Genomic DNA, 3,655 nt, shown 5'->3' with positions numbered 1-3,655 from the left:
GACTTCTGCCATATTTTAATGAAACGTACAGTAGTTTTAACCCTGACAGGGTTTGAAACCCTGTCAGGGTTGTTGGGTTGTTTTGCCCTGATCCCTTGAACGGTTACAAAAAATCGGGAATGCTCCCCTTTTGACTTGAATGTGCCTTTATTCTCTGATTTGCCAGCTTTACATATTCAGGCTCAATGTCATACCCGATATAGTATCTTCCGTCCTTACGGGCGGCAAGGCAAGCGGTTCCACTGCCACAAAACGGGTCCAAGACAACATCTTCCTTGAAAGTATATAGCTGAATTAGGCGGTGGGGCAGTTCCTCTGGAAAGGGGGCCGGATGGCCGATACTGCGTGCGGATACAGCGGGGAATGTCCAAACACTTTTTGTCCACTCAAGGAACTCTTCTTTGGCTATTGTGTCTTTTTTGCTTCCTCGTTTTCTTGAAAACGATTCTTTTGAAAAAACTAAAATATATTCGTGAATGTCTCTCAATACCGGATTACCCGCAGATAACCAACTGCCCCATGCTGTTGAAGGACTGGCGCTTGATGCCTTGTTCCAAATGATTTCACCACGCATAAAATAGCCGATTTCTTGCATATCCTCTATGATATAGCTGTGGAGCGGTATATAAGGCTTCCTGCCGAGATTGGCGACATTAACACAGGCCCGTCCACCTGTTACAAGTTTCTTGTATGTCTCTGCGAACACTCTCTTTAGTAATACCCTATATTCATCAAGGGAAAGGTCTTTGTCGTATTCTTTCTTTACATTATAAGGCGGTGATGTGACCATTAAATGAATGCTGTAGTCAGGAATATCATCCATTACCTCGATTAAATATACAACTGCTTAAAGGACTCTTCCCATCTTGTCTTTAAAAAAATCTGATTTACAGGATAAGGTTTGTTATTAAAACTGACCGTAGTAAGCCAACTATTAACAGTAAACTCGTTCGTTACATTAGCGAATTCAAACTGGTTGTGGCAATTGCCACAGACGATAACCAGATTTTTCGGATGATGTCCTTGATCGGGATTAATATGATGTATTTCAAAATACGGTTTATTATCCTTTTTCAGAAACCAAAAATCACACACTTGGCAATGTCCTTGGTATAGCTCTCCTAACAAAACTCTTATATTAGGCGGTACATCCTCTTTTACCCTATCTGAATACTTATTTATGTATCGTCTTTCTTTAATCGGTGTAGACTTAATCAGCCGATGGTATTCACCAAGTACCACTTTCTTCTTCTCCAAATCAGCCCAGTTAGCAAGAGTTATTATATTTTCGGATGCCTCATTTTCACTTTCGGCTTTATCTAAGCTACTTTGCAGTTCCTGCGTTTTTAGCAGAAACTTTTGTTCAGGAACCAAACGATAGATAAAGTGCTTCTTATCTATCAATTGGACAACGATTTCATCGCCGTCTTTGAGTTTATTTTCCTTGTACCATTCCGCCATCCCGCCAATCCTGCATTCTCTAGTACTACTGGTGTATGGAGAGTAACTCTTATTATGCAGAACAGCCGACTCGTCCAGAAAAACCTTAATGGTTGTCTTGTGATCTGGAAACCATCGTATTAATGAAACAGGAATAGCTATTAAACCCTTGTCTATGCGGCTTTGGGTTACTTTAATAGTTGCATAGCTATAGTTAATCTTGCTTTCGGTCTTAATCATTAGCGTTTGGCTTTACCTCATCGCAGTCTTTCCAGTCCTCTAATGTGGTTAATATTTCATCTTCATGGATAGGCATATTTTCCGCTTTTTTATACGCCGCACCTTTACTTGTAGCCTCTATTTCATAAGTACAATATCCAGAGAAGTATCTTCTAACAGTAAATTTCATTTTCACACCTCACTTTGTAAACCTTCAGTTAATAACTCGTTAGTAATGGGTGTATTGCCCATAACAATAATCGGGATTGCAGCAGCCTTAAAACTCGAAACCCTTATATTTATACTTTTACCAATGGCCTTTAACATTGAATCGGAGCGTAAAAGACCCGGATTGCCCTGATGGGTCTTATAATCTCCAACGCAAGACAAGGCTTTGCCTTGGAGTTCCCAATTCCAAACAATAGACATCTTTACCTCAATTATAGCTACAATGTCTTCTGGTTGCTGGTTGCTGGTTGATATTCTTGCTCTTTGAGATGACAACATCGGCAGGAGACATGTTTGTCAGGGCAATCGCGTCACAGATTGCGCCTTGAACGGCAAACAGTCCCTTATCTTTGACGACTTCTTGGATTAAATCTGTTGTCCATTTTTCTGTAAAGTTTCCGATGAGGGCATTTCTGCTTTGAAGGGTACTTTTCTTGCCGTCATAGTCTTTGGGCCAGTAGGCGAGGTATCTATTTTTATCGGTTACATAGAACAATTGCTCAGGAGTGGCGAATTTAACAGATTCAGTGAAGAATTTCTTTTCAACTTCCTTATTCCAGAGTTCCATAATGTGGGGATTCTACATTCTTTTGATTAAAATATAAAGTCTTTTCTTTGGGTAGGATGCATTTCATTATTCACGCATAACATGAATTAGCCGTACTAACAGCTGTCTTATTTTACGGCTATTAGTACTTATAATACGCTTACTGGAGACTTATTATACGGCTATTAGGGCATATAATAAGGTTCACGTATATTGTGCTGACAATATACCTTAATTACCAGAACAGTGCAAAGCTTTTATCTTTTCCATAATGAAAAGGAACTCCTATGCCAAAACCAAAATTGCTGGATCAGGTTCGGGATGCAATCAAGGTATAGCACTACAGCGTGAGAACAGAAGAGGCGTATGTTTATTGAATTAAACGATTTATTCTTTTTCACGAAAAAAACGATATCCATTACGCATAGTTCCTTAACATTCATAACCCCATTTCTTTACAAAACTTTCGTGATCTCGTCTACCTTAAAGGTAGGCATTCTTACTAGTTTCCCATTTCTGCAAAGCCTCAATCCCGCGGTTTTCTTCGTAAGCTTGCCGATCTGAGTGCATGCGATATCATGCTTCGCAAGGACGGAGACAACGTCTTGCGTGTCTGCCGGATCGAGTGCAATCAGCAGCGACCCCGACGCAATGAGGCCAAGCGGGTGGATGCCGAACAACTTGCATATCTGTTCAGTCTCTTTATAGTATGGGATCTTTTCTGCGTAAATAACGGCCCCCGTTCCAGATGCCTTTGTTAGCTCCAGAATGCCGGTAGACAGTCCACCCTCCGTTGGGTCATGCATGGCATGAATGCTGGCCGCTTTATTCGCCAGCAAGGCATCTGCAACGATGCTTAAACCGGGCTTGTCAATGAATGCCTGTGCCCTTTTGAGAAACCGGCCGCCAAGATGCTTCCGGATGAATGCAGACTTCTCACGCGCAATAATGGCCGTTCCTTCAATGGCAATCCTCTTGGTGAGTAAAAGAGCATCACCTGGTTTTGCATTTGAGTTTACCACAAGCTTGTCCCTTTCAACTTCACCCAGCATGTGGCCAACGACAATGGGACGGTCGATCTTATAAGAAATTTCGGTGTGTCCGCCGCACAGGGTGATGTTGAGTTTTTGGGCCGATTTCATAATGTCTTGAAATAGGTGCGTGACCAGCTTTCTGTTTGTCTTTCTTTCGGGGAGCAGGAGTGTTGCCAGGAACCACTTG

At 41.6% G+C, this 3,655-nt stretch carries 6 protein-coding genes; all 6 read right to left on the bottom strand.

All coding sequences use genetic code 11. From position 1 onward, the window contains the following. Positions 1-103 precede the first annotated feature (103 nt). Positions 104-823 carry a site-specific DNA-methyltransferase gene (locus IT392_01205; GenBank protein ID MCC6543103.1) on the bottom strand — a complete coding sequence of 240 codons (720 nt, stop codon included), beginning with the start codon at positions 821-823 and terminating at the stop codon, positions 104-106. Between the two features lie 8 nt (positions 824-831). After that, positions 832-1,680: an HNH endonuclease gene (locus tag IT392_01200; GenBank protein ID MCC6543102.1), complete on the bottom strand. Its 849-nt coding sequence runs from the start codon at positions 1,678-1,680 to the stop codon at positions 832-834. Continuing rightward, positions 1,673-1,849, bottom strand: coding sequence for a hypothetical protein (locus IT392_01195; GenBank protein MCC6543101.1), 177 nt, complete (start codon positions 1,847-1,849; stop codon positions 1,673-1,675). Before IT392_01195 ends, IT392_01200 begins: the two co-directional genes overlap by 8 nt. A gap of 2 nt (positions 1,850-1,851) precedes the next feature. Further along, on the bottom strand, positions 1,852-2,088 hold the full coding sequence (locus IT392_01190; GenBank protein ID MCC6543100.1) for a hypothetical protein: 237 nt from the start codon (positions 2,086-2,088) through the stop codon (positions 1,852-1,854). A gap of 7 nt (positions 2,089-2,095) precedes the next feature. Beyond that, the gene (locus IT392_01185) at positions 2,096-2,455 is read right to left on the bottom strand and encodes a hypothetical protein (GenBank protein MCC6543099.1); all 360 of its coding nucleotides are present in this window, start codon (positions 2,453-2,455) and stop codon (positions 2,096-2,098) included. A gap of 434 nt (positions 2,456-2,889) precedes the next feature. Further along, positions 2,890-3,655: hydrogenase expression/formation protein (locus tag IT392_01180; protein MCC6543098.1), on the bottom strand; the 766-nt coding region annotated here is incomplete at its 5' end.

Source organism: Nitrospirota bacterium (assembly GCA_020846775.1).
Taxonomy (GTDB): Bacteria; Nitrospirota; 9FT-COMBO-42-15; order HDB-SIOI813; family HDB-SIOI813; genus RBG-16-43-11.
Note: the sequence above shows the minus strand (reverse complement) of the source record. Positions and strands in the feature narration are given on the sequence as shown.

Bases quoted from the DNA above. Each gene is read 5' to 3' on its own strand.
- IT392_01190 (MCC6543100.1), bottom strand. From the start codon at position 2,088: ATGTCTATTGTTTGGAATTGGGAACTCCAAGGCAAAGCCTTGTCTTGC.
- IT392_01195 (MCC6543101.1), bottom strand. From the start codon at position 1,849: ATGAAATTTACTGTTAGAAGATACTTCTCTGGATATTGTACTTATGAA.
- IT392_01205 (MCC6543103.1), bottom strand. From the start codon at position 823: ATGGATGATATTCCTGACTACAGCATTCATTTAATGGTCACATCACCG.
- IT392_01200 (MCC6543102.1), bottom strand. From the start codon at position 1,680: ATGATTAAGACCGAAAGCAAGATTAACTATAGCTATGCAACTATTAAA.
- IT392_01185 (MCC6543099.1), bottom strand. From the start codon at position 2,455: ATGGAACTCTGGAATAAGGAAGTTGAAAAGAAATTCTTCACTGAATCT.